At 73.0% G+C, this 14,218-nt stretch carries 16 protein-coding genes; 5 read left to right on the top strand and 11 right to left on the bottom strand.

The genetic code is table 11. The features are described from left to right. Positions 1-171: 171 nt before the first annotated feature. The 3 genes from ACQPW6_RS12105 to ACQPW6_RS12115 form a co-directional block, all read right to left on the bottom strand. The gene (locus ACQPW6_RS12105; RefSeq protein WP_433889589.1) at positions 172-840 is read right to left on the bottom strand and encodes a class F sortase; all 669 of its coding nucleotides are present in this window, start codon (positions 838-840) and stop codon (positions 172-174) included. A gap of 5 nt (positions 841-845) precedes the next feature. Beyond that, positions 846-1,469: a hypothetical protein gene (locus ACQPW6_RS12110; RefSeq protein WP_433889590.1), complete on the bottom strand. Its 624-nt coding sequence runs from the start codon at positions 1,467-1,469 to the stop codon at positions 846-848. Positions 1,470-1,660: 191 nt separating this feature from the next. After that, a complete protein-coding gene (locus ACQPW6_RS12115) occupies positions 1,661-2,272 on the bottom strand; it encodes a TetR/AcrR family transcriptional regulator (RefSeq protein ID WP_433889591.1) in 612 nt (203 codons plus the stop codon). Positions 2,273-2,338: 66 nt separating this feature from the next. Between ACQPW6_RS12115 and ACQPW6_RS12120 the strand changes: the two genes are divergently transcribed. The 3 genes from ACQPW6_RS12120 (at position 2,339) to ACQPW6_RS12130 (ending at position 4,305) form a co-directional block, all read left to right on the top strand. Then, positions 2,339-2,536 carry a hypothetical protein gene (locus ACQPW6_RS12120; protein ID WP_433889592.1) on the top strand — a complete coding sequence of 66 codons (198 nt, stop codon included), beginning with the start codon at positions 2,339-2,341 and terminating at the stop codon, positions 2,534-2,536. 43 nt (positions 2,537-2,579) lie between these two features. Further along, complete coding sequence (locus ACQPW6_RS12125) at positions 2,580-3,425, top strand: hypothetical protein (RefSeq protein ID WP_433889593.1); 846 nt, start codon at positions 2,580-2,582, stop codon at positions 3,423-3,425. Between the two features lie 130 nt (positions 3,426-3,555). Further along, entirely contained in the window at positions 3,556-4,305 is a 750-nt protein-coding gene (locus tag ACQPW6_RS12130) for an HAD-IIA family hydrolase (RefSeq protein ID WP_433894513.1), read from the top strand. Between the two features lie 86 nt (positions 4,306-4,391). Here the strand turns inward: ACQPW6_RS12130 and ACQPW6_RS12135 are convergent, their stop codons facing one another. From ACQPW6_RS12135 to ACQPW6_RS12170, 8 genes are all read right to left on the bottom strand, one after another. Then, positions 4,392-5,471 carry a 2-aminoethylphosphonate ABC transporter substrate-binding protein gene (locus ACQPW6_RS12135; protein WP_433889594.1) on the bottom strand — a complete coding sequence of 360 codons (1,080 nt, stop codon included), beginning with the start codon at positions 5,469-5,471 and terminating at the stop codon, positions 4,392-4,394. Positions 5,472-5,549: 78 nt separating this feature from the next. After that, the gene (locus ACQPW6_RS12140) at positions 5,550-6,347 is read right to left on the bottom strand and encodes an ABC transporter permease (RefSeq protein ID WP_433889595.1); all 798 of its coding nucleotides are present in this window, start codon (positions 6,345-6,347) and stop codon (positions 5,550-5,552) included. Continuing rightward, positions 6,334-7,305: a 2-aminoethylphosphonate ABC transporter permease subunit gene (locus ACQPW6_RS12145; protein ID WP_433889596.1), complete on the bottom strand. Its 972-nt coding sequence runs from the start codon at positions 7,303-7,305 to the stop codon at positions 6,334-6,336. Before ACQPW6_RS12145 ends, ACQPW6_RS12140 begins: the two co-directional genes overlap by 14 nt. After that, positions 7,289-8,548: an ABC transporter ATP-binding protein gene (locus ACQPW6_RS12150; RefSeq protein ID WP_433889597.1), complete on the bottom strand. Its 1,260-nt coding sequence runs from the start codon at positions 8,546-8,548 to the stop codon at positions 7,289-7,291. Before ACQPW6_RS12150 ends, ACQPW6_RS12145 begins: the two co-directional genes overlap by 17 nt. A 1-nt stretch (position 8,549) precedes the next feature. Further along, positions 8,550-9,269, bottom strand: coding sequence for a phosphonatase-like hydrolase (locus ACQPW6_RS12155; protein WP_433889598.1), 720 nt, complete (start codon positions 9,267-9,269; stop codon positions 8,550-8,552). 6 nt (positions 9,270-9,275) lie between these two features. After that, on the bottom strand, positions 9,276-10,397 hold the full coding sequence (locus ACQPW6_RS12160; protein ID WP_433889599.1) for a TIGR03364 family FAD-dependent oxidoreductase: 1,122 nt from the start codon (positions 10,395-10,397) through the stop codon (positions 9,276-9,278). Positions 10,398-10,531: 134 nt separating this feature from the next. Further along, a complete protein-coding gene (locus ACQPW6_RS12165; RefSeq protein ID WP_433889600.1) occupies positions 10,532-11,290 on the bottom strand; it encodes a GntR family transcriptional regulator in 759 nt (252 codons plus the stop codon). After that, positions 11,287-12,594 carry an ROK family transcriptional regulator gene (locus ACQPW6_RS12170; RefSeq protein WP_433889601.1) on the bottom strand — a complete coding sequence of 436 codons (1,308 nt, stop codon included), beginning with the start codon at positions 12,592-12,594 and terminating at the stop codon, positions 11,287-11,289. Before ACQPW6_RS12170 ends, ACQPW6_RS12165 begins: the two co-directional genes overlap by 4 nt. Positions 12,595-12,649: 55 nt before the next feature. Between ACQPW6_RS12170 and ACQPW6_RS12175 the strand changes: the two genes are divergently transcribed. Both ACQPW6_RS12175 and ACQPW6_RS12180 read left to right on the top strand, forming a co-directional pair. Beyond that, the gene (locus tag ACQPW6_RS12175) at positions 12,650-13,729 is read left to right on the top strand and encodes a Gfo/Idh/MocA family oxidoreductase (RefSeq protein ID WP_433889602.1); all 1,080 of its coding nucleotides are present in this window, start codon (positions 12,650-12,652) and stop codon (positions 13,727-13,729) included. Beyond that, positions 13,726-14,214 (top strand): heme-degrading domain-containing protein, encoded by a 489-nt coding sequence (locus ACQPW6_RS12180; protein ID WP_433889603.1) that lies wholly within the window; start codon positions 13,726-13,728, stop codon positions 14,212-14,214. Before ACQPW6_RS12175 ends, ACQPW6_RS12180 begins: the two co-directional genes overlap by 4 nt. The last annotated feature ends 4 nt before the right edge of the window (positions 14,215-14,218 follow it).

Genomic DNA, 14,218 nt, shown 5'->3' on the forward strand with positions numbered 1-14,218 from the left:
CGGAGGAAATCCGAGGAGGTGCCACGGACCGGCACCGACCCCACCCACCAGAAGACCCGCACCCAAGGACGCACCCGCACGGGCGGGCGGGGTGGGAAAAAACGGCAGGCACGGCGCCCAGCCGTGAAAACGAACCGCACCACCCCTCGCCCAACCACCCGCCGGAGGCGGCTAAGCCGGCCGCGCCCCCGTGAGAGCCGCGAACACCACCACATTCGCCGTATAAGCGTGCGCCGCCCGATCGAACGACCCGCCGCAAGTGATCAGGCGGAGTTCCGGCCGCCCCCCGGACCCATACACCCGCTGCGGATCGAAGTGATCCTTCTCGACCACCTCCACCGCCTCCACCGAGAACTCCGCCACCGTGTGGTCCGCCCGCGTCACCTCCACCAGCGCCCCGCGCCCCACCGTGCTGAGGCCGTAGAAGACCGCGGCCCGCGTCTCGGTGTCGACGTGGCCGACGATCAGGGCCGCGCCCGCCGTGCCGGGGGCGGGGCCGCCGCGGTACCAGCCGGCCACGTCGGGGGTGGAGTAGGGGGGCGGGTCCACCGTGCCGTTCTTCAGGCCGCGGGGGACGAGGTCGGCGTGCAGGCCGATGGACTTGATGTCGAGGCGCAACGGCTTCGCCGCGGGCATCGGGAGGTGCGGGGCGTAGATCTGCGCGGGGCGGCCCGCGCCGGCCGCGGACATGGCCTGGCTGCCGGGGGTCGCACCGGCGGGGGCGCCGGGGGAACCGTGGCCGAGCAGCCAGGCGGCCAGCAGGACGAGGCCGATCGCGACGGCCGCCCAGGTCCTGCTGTCCGGGCGGCCGTCGGCCTCTTCTTCGTCCCCCGCTGCCATCGCGGTCAGCCGCGTACGGCGCTGCGGCGCCGGTGGAGCACGAGGCCGGCCAGGCCGGCCGCGGCGAATCCGCCGGTGGCCAGGAGCGCGCCGGTGCTGGTGCCGGCCGCGGCCGGGCCGGCCGCGAGCTGGGCGGTGCCGCCGCCGCCCGCCGGGACGGGGGCGATCGGGATGGACGCGTTGCCGCCGCTGACCGTCACGGACGCGGACGCGGAGCTGGTGCCGCCGCCGCACTCGACGGAGATCGCGTACGAGCCGTCGACCGCGTCGGACTTGATGAACGCGGTGCCTTCGAGCGCCTTCGACCCGTCGCTCGCCGGGGCCAGCGTGACGGTGTCGACGAAGACGTCCGCGCTCGCCTTGGCCTTGCCGCCGCCGGCCTTGCAGGAGGTCTCCAGGTGCAGGCTCACCACGCCGCCGGGCGCGACCTTCGCCGGGGAGACGTCCATGGAGTCGGAACCGGCCGAGGAGGACGACGACGAGGACGAGGAGGAAGAAGAGGAGGAGGACGACGATCCCCCGCCGCCCTCGTCGGCGAGCGCCTGCTTCGGCAGCCCGGTCACCCCGCCGAGTGCGAGTACGCCGACGGCGCCGGCAGCGGCGATGACAGGCAGTTTCAGACCAAACATGGATGAGACCTCCGCTCGGCCGGGGGCGGGGACTCGCGCCCGGTGTCTACGAACATCCCTGCGGTCATCCCCGCCCGCACCCGGGCTGACCCATTCGGGTTACCTTTCGAGTACGTACGGTGACCAGGCCGCGGCCGGTGACGAGCGCCGGTCCGGCGGACGAACCCCGGCTCCCCGTGCGGGCCCGTCCCTCACCGCCCGCCCGCGGCCGCGCCCAGCTCCGCCAGGTGCCGGGCCAGGATGTCCCGCGCCTCCTGCGGGCCCAGCCGCTCGGGCCGGGCCAGCAGTTGCAGCACCAGGCCGTCGAGCAGGGCGTGCAGCCGGGCCGCCTCCGCCGCGGGGGCCCGGCCGGCGCCCAGCTCGCCGAGTTCCTGGAGCGCGGCCACGGCGCTCTGCACCGAGCCGCGGATCAGGTCGTCCACCTCGGCGCGCCGCCGCGCGGCGGCCGGGTCGCGGTGCGCGAGCACCACCAGCGCGAACCACGCCTCGGACTCCAGCCGGCGTTCGGCGTCGAGCGGCAGCAACTGCTCCAGGTGGTCCTGGACGAACCGCGGCGTCAGGTCGCCGGCGGCGGCGTTGGCCCGGCCGATCCGCTCCCGTACGGACGCCACGACGAAGTCGACGGCGAAGAGCACCATCTCGGTCTTGTCGGGGAAGTAGTGCCGCAGCGCACCCGCCGACCAGTCGGCCTCCTCGGCCACCGAGCGCACGGTCACCGCGTCGAACCCGTCGCGCAGCGCGACCCGCCACAGGGCGACCGCCAGCTCCGCGCGGCGCCCCTCGTGATCCACGACCTTCGGCATCGGGCCATTATCACACAGGCGTGTTAGATTGGATTTAATACGCCCGTGAGAAAAAGGAGACGGATCATGAACCGCATGCGCCGGGTCCCGTGGTGGGTCTACGTCGTCACCATCGGCGTGCTCAACGTCGCCCGCCAGATCGCCTTCCCGCCGTCCGAGGTGGGCACGGGCGCCACCGTCGGCCTGTTCTTCGCGGTCCTGGCGGTCAGCTTCGCCGTCATCACGGCCCTGGGGCCGCTCTTCGCGCCCCGCCGGAGGCAGTAATCTCACCCTCCAGGTGGGGAAACAACGGAAAACCGGGGGGAACATGAGATTCGCGACGGCGCGGACCGCGGGGGCGGTCTGGCTGGTGCTGGTGGCGGCCGCGGTCACGGCTTGCGGCGACGGCGGGGGGTCCGGGGGCGGTGGGGCCACGGCCCGGGCGGCCGCGCCCGGCAGCACGTCACCGGCCACGTCAACAACGTCACCGGCTACGTCACCGGCCACACCGCCGACCGGAGCGGCGGGGCCGATCGGCCGGACGCTCAGCCAGCAGGAGCTGTACACGGCGTTCGTCACGTCCAAGGAGCTTCCCGGCTGGTCCTTCGGCGGGCCGCCGGTCCAGGACGCGGACCACATCGTGAACGTCAGCAGGCTGCCCGCCGTGTCCCCGGCCGCCTGCGCGCCGCTGAGCCGGATGACCTCCGGATTGGCCGCGAACCACCAGCCGCGCGCCTACATCGAGCTGAACGCGGATGCCGCCGACCCCGACAAGGGCGCCATTCTGGCGCTGACCTCGTACGCGCCCGCCGCCGCACCCAAGGTGCTCGACGACCTGCGGGCTTCCTTGAAGACCTGTAGGACGTTCCCCTTCGACGAAGGCATCAGCGTCACCGAGCCCAAGCGGCTGGCCGCGCCTGCGGAGGGCGACGAGGCCCTGGCCTACGAGCTCACCCAGGTCGTCCAGAGCATCGACGAGCACGGCGACCCTGACGGCGGCGCTCCGGTTCGCGTGCCCATCCAGTTCAAGGTCGTCCGGGTCGGTACGGTCATCGCGGCGTTCTGGGCGCTCAGCGTCGTCGGCGAGCACAGCCAGGTGCCGCCGGAGCTGGTCGCGGCGCAGGTGGCCAAGCTGAACAAGACGGCGGCGCGCGGCCGGCCCACCACGACGTGAGGGGCCGCAGGCCCCGGGGGCGGACCTGGGAATATGGGATGATCGGACTGCCGAGTGACCACATGAGCCCGTACGGCAGGAGTCCGCTTTCATGACCGAGCGCAGGAAGATCGAATCGTGGCTCACCGACATGGACGGCGTGCTGATGCACGAGGGAATCCCGGTGCCGGGGGCCGAGGCGTTCATCAAGCGGCTGCGCGAGTCCGGGCGGCCGTTCCTGGTGCTGACCAACAACTCGATCTACACGGCCCGTGATCTGCACGCCCGGCTGAACCGGATCGGCCTCGAAGTGCCGGTGGAGAACATCTGGACCTCGGCGCTGGCGACGGCCAGGTTCCTCGACACCCAGCACCCGGGCGGCACCGCCTACGTCATCGGCGAGGCCGGGCTGACCACGGCGCTGCACGACGCCGGGTACGTCCTCACCGACTCCGACCCGGATTTCGTCATCCTCGGCGAGACCCGGACGTACTCCTTCGAGGCGCTGACCAAGGCGATCCGGCTGATCAACGCCGGCGCGCGGTTCATCGCGACCAACCCGGACAACACCGGGCCCTCCCCCGAGGGCGCGCTGCCCGCCACCGGCTCGGTGGCCGCGCTGATCACCAAGGCGACGGGCAAGGAGCCGTACTTCATCGGCAAGCCGAACCCGCTGATGATGCGCACCGGGCTGAACGCGATCGGCGCGCATTCGGAGTCGAGCGCGATGATCGGCGACCGGATGGACACCGACGTCCTGGCCGGCCTTGAGGCCGGCATGGAGACGTTCCTCGTCCTCACCGGGCTGACCAGGCGCGAGGACATCGCCGCCTATCCGTTCCGGCCGACCAACGTGGTCGATTCCATCGCCGACCTCGTCGACCTGGTCGACGTCGACTGACCGGAACCTCCGAAGACCGACGACGGTGGCCCTCCCCGCACGCACAACGCGGGGAGGGCCACCGGCCGTTCGGGCGTCCCGTCAGGTCAGCTGCCGGTCGCGCTCTTCCACGCGTCCACGTACGAGGTCAGGTTGGTGTTGATGTCGTTCCAGTCCGGCGTGAAGACGTCCACGCCCGCCATGATCTGCTTCAGCTTCGCCGCGTTGGGGTCGGTCGCCGTCACGTCGGTGCGCGCGGAGAAGCCGCCGCCGACCGAGGAGACCTCCTGCTGGGCGGCCGGGGTCATCAGGTAGTCGAGCAGCTTCTTGCCGGCGTCCTGGTGCGGGGCGTCCTTGACCAGGCCGGCCGCGTACGGCAGCGCGAAGGTCGACGGCTTGCTCGTCGCGTCCTTGGCCGGGAAGAAGATGCCCTGGTTGGGCATGGTGGCCATGTCGGCGAAGTTCATCTGGACGTCGCCGTTGGCGACCAGGAGTTCGCCCTTGTCCACCTTGGGGGCGAGCTGGCCGGTGGAGGCGGACGGGCCGACGTTGTTGGCCTGGAGCTTCTTCAGGTAGTCCATGGCCGGGCCCTTGCCGCCCAGGTCGTGCATGGCCTTGATGACCACGGCGGTGCCGTCGCCGGCCACGCCGGGCGTGGAGTACTGGAGCTTGTTCTTGAACTTGCTGTCGAGCAGGTCGTCCCAGGTCTTGGGCGGGCTGCTCAGCTCCTTGGTGTTGTAGATGAAGCACAGGTAGTTGTTGACGATCGACGTCCACGTGCCGTCCGCGCCCTTGTCGGCGGCGGCCACCTTGTCGACGCCGGCGGGTGCGTACTTCGCCAGCAGGCCCTTCCCGTCGGCCTGCTGGATGAACGGCGGCAGCGTGACGATCAGGTCGGCCTTGGTGTTGGACTTCTCGCGGATCAGGCGCTGCACCATCTCGCCGGAGCCGCCCTCGACGTAGTTGACCTTGATCCCGGTCTTCGCGGTGAAGTCCTTGAACACCTTGTCGTAGAAGCCGTCGCCGGCCTCGCTCTTCAGGCCGTCCGCGCTGTAGACGGTGACCTCGGTGGACGCCTTGCCGGAGGCCGCGGAGGACGAGCCGCCGCAGGCGGACAGCAGCAGGCCGAGGGACACCGCGCCGGCCACGGCGGCGAGCGGGGTAAGGGTGAGGGTGTTTTTACGCATGACAGGTCGAACTCCTTCGATACAGCGGTCAGTTGTATCTGTCGTTAGGGTGACGAAGGGGGAAGGAAAGGCAGGGGGTCAGCGATAGGACGCCCGGGTGCGGATGCGGGACATCCCCAGCAGCACGATCAGCGTCGTGACCATCAAGGTGACCGCCAGCGCCGCTCCCCCGAACAGCGAACCGCGGTTGACCTCGCCGTAGATCTGCACCGGCAGCGGCATCCAGTCCGGCGGGTAGAGCATCATCGTGGCGCTCAACTCGCCCATGGACAGGGCGAAGCAGAGGCCCGCGGCGGCGGTCAGCGACGGAAGCAGCAGCGGCAGCCGGATCCGCCACAGCACGTACCAGGGCCGGGCGCCCAGGCCCGCCGCGGCCTGCTCGTACGCCGGGTCGAGGCGGGTGAGGGCGGCGCTCACGGACTGGTAGGCGAAGGCCGTGACCAGCACCGTGTGGGCCATGATGACGATCTGCCGAGTGCCGTTGAGCACCAGCGGCTGCTTGGAGAACGCCACCAGCAGGGACAGGCCGACGACCACCGACGGCACGGCGACCGGCAGCATGAACAGCCCGTCCAGCACCCGCCGCACGGCCCCGTGCAGCCGCTGCGCCGCGAGCGCGGCCCAGCCGCCGACCAGCAGCGCGCCCGCGCTCGCCGCGAGCGCCGTCCACAGGCTGGTGGTCAGGGCGTCGAGCGAGTCGCCCTTGGTGATGTCCTGGTAGTGCGTGAGCGTGGCGTGCGAGGGGAAGGCGCCGCTCCAGTTGGTGGCGAACGAGGCCATCACGATGACCAGGAACGGCAGCGCGAACAGCGGCAGGAACAGTACGAAGAAGACGGTCCAGGCGGCCAGCCGGCCGCGTCGGCTATGCACCAGCACGGTTCACACCTCCCGCGCGGCGGCCGCCGCGCCCGCCCGCCGCCGTACGGGCGACGAGCATCCGGTACAGGGCGTACAGGCCCACCGACAGCACGATCGAGACGACCGCGACCACGCACGCCCCGGGGTAGTCGCCGTCCAGGATCGCCTTGCTGTAGACGAGCGTCGGCAGCGTGGTGACGCCCTTGGCGCCGGTGAAGAGCACGATGCCGAACTCGTTGAGGCACATGACCAGGACGAGGCTGCCGCCGGCCGCGAGCGAGGGCAGCGCCTCGGGCAGGATCACCTGCCGGACGATCCGCGGCGCCCGCGCGCCCAGCGAGGACGCGGCCTCCAGTTGCGCGGTGTCCACCCCGGAGAACGCGGCCAGCAGCGGGCGCATCACGAACGGCGTGAAGTACGTGACCTCCGCGAGCAGGACGCCCCACGGGGTGCGCAGGAAGTCCACCGGGCCGCTCGCCGCGCCGGTGACGTCGGTCCAGACGCCGTTGGCCATGCCCACCGTGCCGTAGAGGAACAGCAGCGCGAGGGTGATCAGGAAGGACGGGAAGGCCAGGAAGATGTCGATGAAGCGGCTGAGGGCCTTGCCGCCGGGGAACGGTACGAAGGCGATCACCAGCGCGAGGACGAAGCCGAGCAGCAGGCAGCCGGCGGTCGAACTCACCGCGATCCAGACGGTGTTCCACAGTGCTTTGCGGAACGCGGTGTCGCCGAGTACGTCGCCGTAGGCGCTGACCGAGTGGCCGCCGCCGTCCGGTGAGACGGACTGCCAGGCGAGCAGCACGAGCGGGTAGAGGAAGACGAGGCCGAGCGCGGCGACCGGCGGTATCGCGTAGACCCAGCCGGGCGGTCGCCTGAACCGGTCGGCCCGCTCTCGTTGTTGGGGGCGGGCGGGGCGGTCGGGACGATCGGCGGTCACGGGGCGCTCGGTCGCGGGGACGCTAGTCACCGCCGTCACCTCCCACCAGGCCGCCGGGCAGCAGGACGGCGTCCCGCGCGTCGAAGGCGAGCCCGATCTCGTCGCCTGCCTGCGGTGGCTGCCGCAAGTCGCCGACGTCGGCGATGAGTTGGTGGCCGTGTGCCTGGACGAGCAGCCGGTGGGTGTGGCCGCGCCACTGCACGCCGGTGACGTTGCCGTAGAGGATGCCGGTGCGGGAGCCGGCGTCCGGGCCGGGGTCGGCGCCGGGCCGCGCGCCGGGTTCCGCGTCCACCGGGCGCAGCGCGTGCGGGCGGACGCACAAGGTGGCCTCCGCGCCCGCCGCCGGGCCGTTCTCGCCGCTGTCGGCGACGGGCAGCAGCAGGTCGCCGAGCCGTACGGTGTCCGGGCCCTGCGCCCGTACCCGCAGCAGGTTCGCGTTGCCGACGAAGGTCGCGGTGAACGCGGTGCGCGGGTGCCGGTACAGGTCGTGCGGGGTGCCGACGTCCTGGAGCCTGGCCCGGTCGAGGACCGCGATCCGGTCCGCGAGGGTGAGGGCCTCGACCTGGTCGTGGGTGACGTAGAGGATCGACACGTCCGGCAACTCGCGGTGCAGCCTGGCCAGTTCGGCGAGCATGTCGGACCGCAGCCGGGCGTCGAGCGCGGACAGCGGCTCGTCCAGCAGCAGCACCCCGGGCCGGATGGCCAACGCGCGCGCGATGGCGACGCGTTGCTGCTGGCCGCCGGACAACTCCCGCGGGTAGCGCCGCGCGTAGGACGCCATGCCGGTCATCTCCAGCGCCGCGGCGACCCGCCCCGGCTGCTCGGCGCGCGGCACCCGCTGCGCCTTGAGCCCGAAGGCCACGTTCTGGTCCACCCGCAGGTGCGGGAACAGCGCGTACTGCTGCACGACCATGCCGATGCCGCGCTTGTACGGCGGCAGGTCCGTGACGTCCCGGCCGCCGATCAGCACCCGGCCGCTGGTGGGGGTGACGAACCCGGCCACGGCCCGCAGCGCGGTGGTCTTGCCGGAGCCCGACGGGCCGAGCAGCGCCATCACCTCGCCGGGCTCCACGGTCAGGTCGAGGCCGTCGAGCACGGTGTCGCCGCCGTAGGTGACGGTGACGCGGTCGAAGCGGATGCCGGCGGGGGCCGCGCCGGTGCCTTCCACGGCGGCCTGGCCGGCCGCGGTCCCGGTCCCGTCGGCGCCGGGCTCGGCCGTCTTCGCGGCGGCGTCCTTGGCCGGCTTGGCTGCCTTGGCCGTCCTGGCCGGTGCCGTCCTCATGTCACAACCCCCCGACCAGCGCCGGGAGTTCGGCGACCGAGCCGAGGACGTGGGTGGCCCCGGCCTCGCGCAGCCGCGCCGCCGGGTGCGCGCCGGTGGTGACGCCGGCCACGATCGCGGCCCCGGCCCGTACGCCGCTGAGCATGTCGTACGCGGTGTCGCCGGCAACCGCGACCTCGTGCACGGAGTCGGTGCCGGTGCGCAGCAGCGCCGCCAGCACCATGTCGGGGTAGGGGCGGCCACGGCCCGCGTCGGCCGGGCAGAGGGTGAGGTCGGCGATCTGCCGCCAGCCGAGTACGTCCAGGATGGCGTCCTGGGTGGTGCGCGAGAAACCGGTGGTGAGCACCACCTTGCGGCCGTCGGCGCGCAGTTCGGCTATCGCGTCGGCCGCGCCGGGCAGCGGGGCGCAGCGGCCGGCGTCGAGCAGTTCCGCGTAAGCCTTCTCGAAGGCGGCGTTGCCGCGTACGGCCAGGTCCTCGGCGCCGAACAGCGCACGGAAGACGGTGATCTTCGACTCGCCCATGGTGGCGCGCACGTAGTCGAGCTTGGCGGCGTGGTCGGCGCTGCCCGGCTCGACGCCGAGTTCGGCGGCGGCCCGGGAGAAGGCGAGTTCGACCAGGCCGTCATCGGCGACGGTGGTGCCCGCCATGTCGAGGACGACCAGCGAGACGGGCCGGCCGGTGGCAGGGGTGGTGGACGTCGTGGGTGTCGTGGGGGTCATTTCCGGTCACCAGCCGATCTCTTGGGCGGTGGTCTCGCCGATCGCCGGGGAACAGGTCATGCCGCGCCCGCCGGGCCCGGTGACCAGCCACACGTTGTCCCGCACCTGCTCGCGGTGCACGACGAGGCCGGTGTCGAGGGTCTGCGCGTAGACCCCGGCCCAGCGGCGGCGGATCGGCGGCAGCGGGCGGCCGAGGAGTTCGGCGGCCCGCTCCAGCAGGTGCTCGTACGGGTCCTCGGTGACGTCGAAGGCGAACGCCTCGTCGTACTCGTGGGTGTCGCCGATGGTGAGGCCGCCGTCGAGGCGCTGCACCATCAGCAGTTGCATACGGTGCTCGGCCGCGGTGGCCGGCTGCGGCTGGTCGCGCAGCAGCGTGTCGAGCGCGTCGCCCTGGTAGGCGGGGTAGTAGCGGAAGCTGTCGGCGTCGGCGACCGAGGTGGTCAGCGGCTCGCCGAGCGGGTCGGTCTGCGCCATCTGCAACCGGACCCGGCGGACGGGCAGTTGCGGCGCCAGCTCCTTGACCAGGCCGGTCAGCCAGGCGCCGGTGGCCACCACGACGCTGTCGGAGTCGTAGGTGGCGCCGTGGTCGTCGCGTACGGTGCCGCCGTCGGCGATGTCCCGGACCTCGCGGCCGGGCACGAAGGTGTAGCGGCCGGTCGCGGCGAGGTGCGCGCGCAACGCGGGCAGCGCCACCCGGGACTCCACGACCGCGTCCAGGTCGCAGTGCAGGGCACCGGTGAACTCGCCGCGCAGGGCCGGGTTGAGCTCCCTGACCTCGGTGGCCGACAGCCACTTGTAGCCGCGCTCGGCGGCGTCGGATCGGGCCAGCACCTGTTCGGCGACGGCCTGCTCGGCCGCGGTGCGCACGACGGTCAGCGAGCCGCCGGCGCGGAAGCCGACGCCGGGCACCCTCGCGCCGATCTCCGCCCACAGCTCACGGGCGCGCAGCGCGGCGTCGAGCTCGGCGCCCGCGGCGCGGCCGCCCACCCACACGAGGCCGAAGTTGCGGACGGAGGCGCCGCGGGCCTCGCGCTCGCGCTCCAGATGGACGACCTCATGGCCGCGTTCTATGGCGTGCCAGGCGTGCATGGTGCCCAGCACCCCGGCTCCTACGACAGTGACTTTCACCTGACCGACATTCGCGGCGGCAGATGGCCGGATTGCGACTGCTTTCCGACAGCAGGGTGAACAGCCCTGCAAGTTTGGCCTAGACCCGTTATCGTTCTGTTATCTTACGCGGCACGCCATGGGCTTGGGGCCCGCTACTCGTTCTTCTCCAGCTGGACGGTGAAGCTGAAGCGGTCGCCGCGGTAGAGGGAGCGGACGCGCTCCAGCGGCTGGCCGGACGCATCGCGGGAGGAACGGTGCAGCAGCAGCATCGGCAGCGCGGGCGGCGTACCGATCAGCAGCGCCTCGCGCGGGGTGGCGAGCACCGTCTCGATCCGCTCGTTGACCGAGACCGGCTCGACGCCGAGGTGCTCGCGCAGGAACGCGTAGAAGGACGTGTCGGGGGCGAAGTTCCGGTCCAGGTGCGGCAGTCGGGCCACCGGCAGATACGTGCTCTCCAGGCCGACGCGTTCGTCGTCGGCGAGCAGGACGCGTTCCATGTGCCAGACCGGGGAGCCGGTGCCGATCTCCAGGTCGGCGGCGAGAACGGCGTCGGCGTCGAGTTTTTCGAGGGCGATCAGATGCCGGCTGGGCACCCGGCCCTGCCGCCGTACGCCCTCGGTGTAGCTCGCCGTCGACAGCGGCTGCTCCAGCTTCGGCCCGGCCACCACGGTGCCGCGGCCCTTGCGGCGCACCCGGCCCTGGATCAGCAGCTCGCGCAGCGCCTGCCGTACGGTCTCCCTGGCGACCTCGAAGCGGGCCGCCAACTCCCGTTCGGTGGGCAGCAGTCCGCCCTCGCCGAGTTCGTCGAGTACGGACTCCAGGCGGGTCTTGACGGCGAAGTACTTGGGCACCCGGCCGTGTTCGGGGACTCCCCCGCGGATCGGTGTGTGGGCATCGGCCGCGTCGCTCATCCCGTGATTCTCCCAGCCAGCGGGCCCGCACTGAACAGCGGAGCCAGCGCGAGCAGCGCCGCGCCCTCCGCGACGGCCCGCGGCCCGGCCGCGGCGAACCCGACGGGCACCCCGTCCGGGGCGAGTGCGGCGGCCACCGCGGCGCGGAAGACCTCCGGCGCGCCCAGCACCGTACGCCCGCCGAGCACGATCCCCCTGACGTCGAGCAGCGCGACGAGGTTGGCCGCGCCGACCCCGAGCAGCTCGGCGGCACGGCCGAGGTCCCCGCGCTCCACGGCCGCGAGGCACAGCGCCTCCAGGCACCCCCGTTTCCCGCACTTGCACGGCAGCCCGCCGAGCGCGATGACCTGGTGCCCGAACTCCCCCGCGCCCCGGCTGCCGCCGCGGTGGACGACGCCGTCGAGCACGAGGGCGGCACCGAGGCCGGTGCCGAGGTGAAGGTAGGCGAACGAGCGCGCATCGCCCGCGACGGCGGGCGGCAGGCCCGCGGGGCGGAAAAAGGGGCCGGGGCCGGCGGGCGGCAGGCCCCCGGGGCCGGGGAGTGGCCGGGGCTGCTGCGAGCCGGGCGCTGCACCCGGCTCCTGCTCGGGGCCGGGCTCCGCTCCCGGGTCCTGGGCCCGTTCGGGCTCCGCCAGGATCGAGAGGGCCGCCGCGTTCGTGTTCTTGTCCACGCTCACCGGGAGGCCCAGGCGGGCGGTGAGTTCCGCGCGCAGGGGGCAGCCCGACCAGTGGGGGTAGCCGGTCAGGGCGTGCAGCGTGCCGGTGCGGTGGTCCAGGGGGCCGCGGATGCCGATGCCCACGCCCAGCACCGGGGGTCCGGCCAGGGCGATGACGGTACGGATGGCGGCCGTCATCTCGTCCAGCGCGCGCGGGACCGGGTGGGACAGGTCGAGTGGGACGGTGTGCTCGCTGACGGTGCGGCCCGCGAGGTCGGTGCGGACGGCGGTCAGCTGCTCGCCGTCGAGGTGGACGCCGATCGCGTGCGCCGCGCCCGCCGCGAGGCGCAGCTCGGTGAGCGGCTTGCCGCCGGTCGAGGCGCGGCGGCCGGCCTCCTCCACCAGCCCGGCCGCCCGCAGCCGTGCCGTGATCTTGCTCACCGCCTGCGGGGTGAGTCCGGTACGCCCCGCCAGTTCGAGCCGGCTGACCGTGCCGCCGGCCACCGCCGCGTCCCGCAGCAGGCCGAGGACGAGCGCGGCGTTGTGGCCGCGCAGCGCGGGCAGGTTGGCCCCGGGCCCGGGCAGCGCGGTTCCGGTGCCGGTGCCGGTGCCGGTACGCGGCGGGTCGGGCTCGGGGGGCGGGTTCACGCTGCCATTGTCCCGCGCGCTTGCACTTTGGCAACACTGTTGCCAAAGTGAGGGCATGACCGCTACCGACCCCCGGCCCGCTGCCGAGCCCCTCCGCGTCGGACTGGTCGGCTACGGCCCGGCCGGCTCCTTCTTCCACGCCCCGCTGATCGCCGCGACCCCGGGCCTGGTCCTCGACACGATCGTCACCGGCAACGAGGACCGCCGCGCCCAGGCCCGCGCCGAGCACCCGGCGATCCGGTTCGCCGGCACCGCCGACGAGCTGTGGGCGCGGGCCGGCGAGCTGGACCTGATCGTGCTGGCCTCCCCCAACCGCACCCATGTCCCGCTGGCCACCGCCGCGTTGGAGGCCGGGCTGCCCGTCGTCGTGGACAAGCCGCTGGCCGGCAGCTCCACCGAGGCCCGCGAGCTCGCGGCACTCGCGGAGCGGCGCGGGCTGCTGCTCAGCGTCTTCCAGAACCGCCGCTGGGACAGCGACTTCCTGACGCTGCGCGCGCTGCTGGAGCGGCGCGAACTGGGCGAGGTGCAGCGCTTCGAGTCCCGGTTCGAACGGTGGCGCCCGCAGCCCAAGGGCGGCTGGCGGGAGTCCGGCGACCCGGCCGAGATCGGCGGGCTGCTCTTCGACCTCGGCAGCCACCTGGTGGACCAGGCGCTGACGCTGTTCGGCCCGGCGCAGCTCGTCTACGCCGAGTCCGACGTGCGCCGGCCGGGCGCGGCGGCCGACGACGACACGTTCATCGCGCTCACCCACACCGGCGGGGTCCGCTCACACCTGTGGATGAGCGCGACCACGTCCCGGCTGGGCCCGCGCTTCCGGGTGCTGGGCAGCACCGGCGGCTGGGTCAGCTACGGCCTGGACCCGCAGGAGGCCGCCCTGCGCGAGGGCCTGCGCCCCGGCGAGGGCGCGGCGTGGGGCGCGGAACCGGAGTCGGAGTGGGGGACGGTGGGCATCGACGAGAACGCGAAGCCGGTGCCGTCGCTGCCCGGCGACTACCCCGCTTTCTACGCCGCCGTGGAGGCGGCGCTGCGGGACGGCGGCGAGCCGCCGGTCACCGCGCTTGAGGCGGCGGCGGCGATCGAGGTCATCGAGGCGGCCAGGCAGTCCGCCCGCACGGGACGGACGGTGGCGCTGTGACGGGGACGGGGTCAAATGACCGTCTGGCCGAACTGGCCGAGCAGGAACGGGACTTGACGCTGACGCGGTTCAGCAATGAGGACGCGTGGCGACTGGGCTGCCTGATCGTGGAGTTGGCCCGGGAACGCGGGGCCGCCGTCACGGTGGACATCCGGCGCGGCGGCCAACAGCTCTTCCACTGCGCCCTGGAGGGCACGGCCCCGGACAACGACGCGTGGCTGGACCGCAAGGCGCGGGTGGTCGAACGCTACGGCGCTTCGTCGCTGCTGGTGGGTGAACGCTTCCGTGCGAAGGGCACGACGTTCGAGGAGTCCTCCCGGCTCGACCCGGACGTCTACGCCGCCCACGGCGGGGCTTTCCCCCTGCGGGTGCAGGAAGTAGGCGTGATCGGCGTAGTAGGCGTCTCCGGCCTCCCCCAGGCCGAGGACCACGCTCTGGTGGTAGCCGCCCTGACCCGCTTCCTCTCGCCCCCGCAAGCGGCGTAGCGCG

It is taken from the genome of Streptomyces sp. CA-111067 (assembly GCF_050956065.1).
Lineage (GTDB): Bacteria > Actinomycetota > Actinomycetes > Streptomycetales > Streptomycetaceae > Actinacidiphila.